At 75.2% G+C, this 3044-nt stretch carries 2 protein-coding genes; both read right to left on the reverse strand.

The window, feature by feature from the left end; genetic code table 11:
• A partial coding sequence (locus ICW40_RS03040) for an ABC transporter permease (protein ID WP_221652359.1) occupies positions 1–2383 on the reverse strand: 2383 nt, incomplete at its 3' end.
• The coding region (locus tag ICW40_RS03045) for an ABC transporter ATP-binding protein (protein ID WP_221652360.1) at positions 2383–3044 on the reverse strand (662 nt) is incomplete at its 5' end. The genes ICW40_RS03040 and ICW40_RS03045, both read right to left, overlap by 1 nt.

Here is a 3044-nt window from a genome sequence, read left to right on the forward strand (position 1 = left end):
CGCGGCGTCGTTCGAGCACCGAGAGGGAGAGCGTGTTGGTCACCCCGACCAGCGCGATGACCACGGCGACGGCGAGCAGCCCGACGACGACCGCGAGCAGCGTGTCGACGACCTGCTGGTAGAGCGCCCGCTCGACGGCGGCGCCCACGGTCTCGAGGGGCTCGCCGGTCGCGCTCGCGGCCGCCGTGATCTCGCCCACGGCGCGCGCGGCGCCCTCGACCGTGTCGAGCCGCACCCAGAGGCGGCTGACCTGCGCGTCCTCGTCCAGCCGGTCGAGCACGCCGGGCGTGAAGATCATCGACTGACCGGGGAGGTCGGTGACGACCACGGTGACGGTCACGGGCTCGCCCGGCGCCTCGGACGCCGTCCCGGCAGCCCTCTCGGACGCGTTCTCCGACGGCGCCTCGGTCGGCACCCCGGACGTCGGCCCGGCCGTCTCGCCGGGCGTGAGCAGGGGCTGCCGCCGCACCGTGATCTGGTCCCCGGTCCGGAGCTCGGTCCACGCGCTGAGCCCGGCGGGGACGAGGACGTGCTGGTCGTCGAGGCCGGCGACCTGGCTGGGGTCCCGGACGACCGTGGCGGCGGCGTCGGGGTCCACCCCGCGTGCGTCGACCCACTCGACGGCTCCCACGCCCGGCTGGACGCCCTCGACCACCTCGACCGTGGTCCCGATGAGCTCGGTGACGTCCGTGACGCCGTCGACGGCGCGGACCTCCGCCGCGAACCCGGGCGGCAGCGCCGGCGCGGTGAACCCGTCGCCGAGGGCACCGACGGCGACGTCGACCGGGAACTCCTCGGCGAGCGCCGAGTCGAGCGCCGACCGGGCGCTGGCGGCGCCGGTCGACATCATCGCGACCAGGGTCACGCCGATGAGCAGGGCGGCGCTGGTCGCGGCGGTGCGCCGGGGGTTCCGGACGCTGTTCGCCGCGGCGAGCCGCGCGGCCGGCCGGCCGGCGCGCGTGAGCACCGTCCCGACGCCGCCGACGAGGCGCGGCACCCAGAAGACCGCGCTGAGCACGACGCCGACGAACGACGCGGCACCGCCGACGACGCCCGTGAGCAGGCCGAGCATGAGGTCGTACCGCGCGGCGAGCACCATGCCGAGCGCGAGGACGAGACCACCGCCGACCACCAGGAGACCCGAGGCCCACGCCCGCACCCGTCCCGAGCGCTCGCCGAGGGTCGGTGACCCGGCGGGGCGCAGGGCGGCGAGCGGCGCGACGCGGGTCGCCGCGATGGCGGGGGACAGCGCCGCCAGCACGGTCATGAGCGTCCCGACCGCGACGGGGGCGAGCACGACCGCGGCCGTGATGGTGACGGTGGTCGGCAGCGGGACGGACGTCCAGGTGCGGCCGAGCACGAGGAGGCCCGTCTGCACGAGGGCGATGCCCGAGACCACGCCGACGAGCGATGCGACGACCCCGAGGATGAGCGCCTCGAGCACGACCGAGCGACGCAGCTGGGACCGGTCGGCCCCGACGCAGCGCAGGAGCGCGAGGGTCCGCGTCCGCTGCGCGACGAGCACCTGGAACGTGTTGGCGATCACGAGCGCCGCGACGAGCATCGACACGCCCGCGAAGCCCAGCACGATGGCCGTGAACTGGTTGGCGTCGCCCGTGACCTCGGCGGTCATCGCCTGGGCTGCCTGGTCCCGCGTGCGCACGTCGAGGTCGGGCAGCGCCTGCGCAGCGGCGCCCTGGACGTCCGCCACGCTCGCGCCGGGTTCGACCAGCACCACCGCGTGCCAGTACCAGGTCTCGAGCTCCTCGTCCCAGAACGCGTCCCACTCGGCCGACTGCTCGGCGGTGATCGCGCCGACGCCGCCCGTGCTGAGGAACGCGGCCTCGGGCACGTCGAGCAGGCCGACCAGCGTCAGCTCGTCGACGCGCCGCTCGGGCGCGGACGTCTCGGAGCCCTCGTCGAACCGCCAGACCTCGAGCGTGGCGTCGACGCGGTCGCCGACCTCGGCCCCGAGGACCTCGGCGGTCGACCGGGGCAGGGCGACCTCGCCCGTGTCGCCGGGGAGCGAGCCCTCGGCGACCTGGCCGGGCTGGAGCTCGGGGTCCTCGGCGACGACGGCGAGCGTCGCCACGGTCTGACCGTCCGGTCCGGACAGCGCGAGGCTCTGCTGCGAGTAGCCGTGCACGGCGCGGACGCCGGGCACCGCCTGGAGCGTGCTCACGGTCCGCTCGGTGACCTCTCCCGTGACGACGAGGTCGGCCTCGGCGAAGCCGCTGCTCATGACGTCGTAGGTGGTCCGCGTCATGACGTCGGAGGCCAGCAGCGTGGCCGCGACGAACGCGGTGCCGATGGCGATCGCGATGCCCGCCGAGGCCAGGCGGCCCAGGCTGCGGCGCATCTGGGCGAGCGTGAGGCGCAGCATCAGCGGGCCGCCGGCTCGTCGAGCGTGCGCAGGGCGTCGAGGCCCGCGAGGACGGACTCGGGGGTCGGGTCCGTGATGTCGCCCGCGATGCGTCCGTCGGCGAGCAGGACGACGCGGTCGGCGTAGGCGGCCGCCGACGGGTCGTGCGTCACCATGATCACGGTGCGGCCGAGCTCGCGCACGGACTGGCGCAGGAAGCTGAGCACCTGGGCGCCGGCGCGCGAGTCGAGGTTGCCCGTGGGCTCGTCCGCGAACACGACGTCGGGCTTGGCGATGAGCGCGCGGGCGATCGCCACGCGCTGCTGCTGGCCGCCCGAGAGCTGGCTGGGCCGGTGGCTGAGCCGCTCACCGAGGCCCAGCGTCGAGACGAGGGTCGCCATCCACTCCCGGTCGACGCGGGCGCCCGCGAGCTCGAGCGGCAGGACGACGTTCTGCTCGGCCGTGAACATCGGCAGCAGGTTGAAGGACTGGAACACGAAGCCGATCCGGTTGCGCCGCAGCGAGGTGAGCGCGCGGTCGTCGAGGGCCGTGATCTCCGTGTCACCGAGGTACGCCGTGCCCGAGGTCGCCGTGTCGAGCCCGGCGAGGAGGTGCATGAGCGTCGACTTGCCGGAGCCCGAGGGACCCATGATCGCCGTGAAGGCCCCCGCGGCGAAGTCGA

Source organism: Actinotalea ferrariae (genome assembly GCF_019733465.1).
GTDB lineage: Bacteria > Actinomycetota > Actinomycetes > Actinomycetales > Cellulomonadaceae > Actinotalea > Actinotalea ferrariae_A.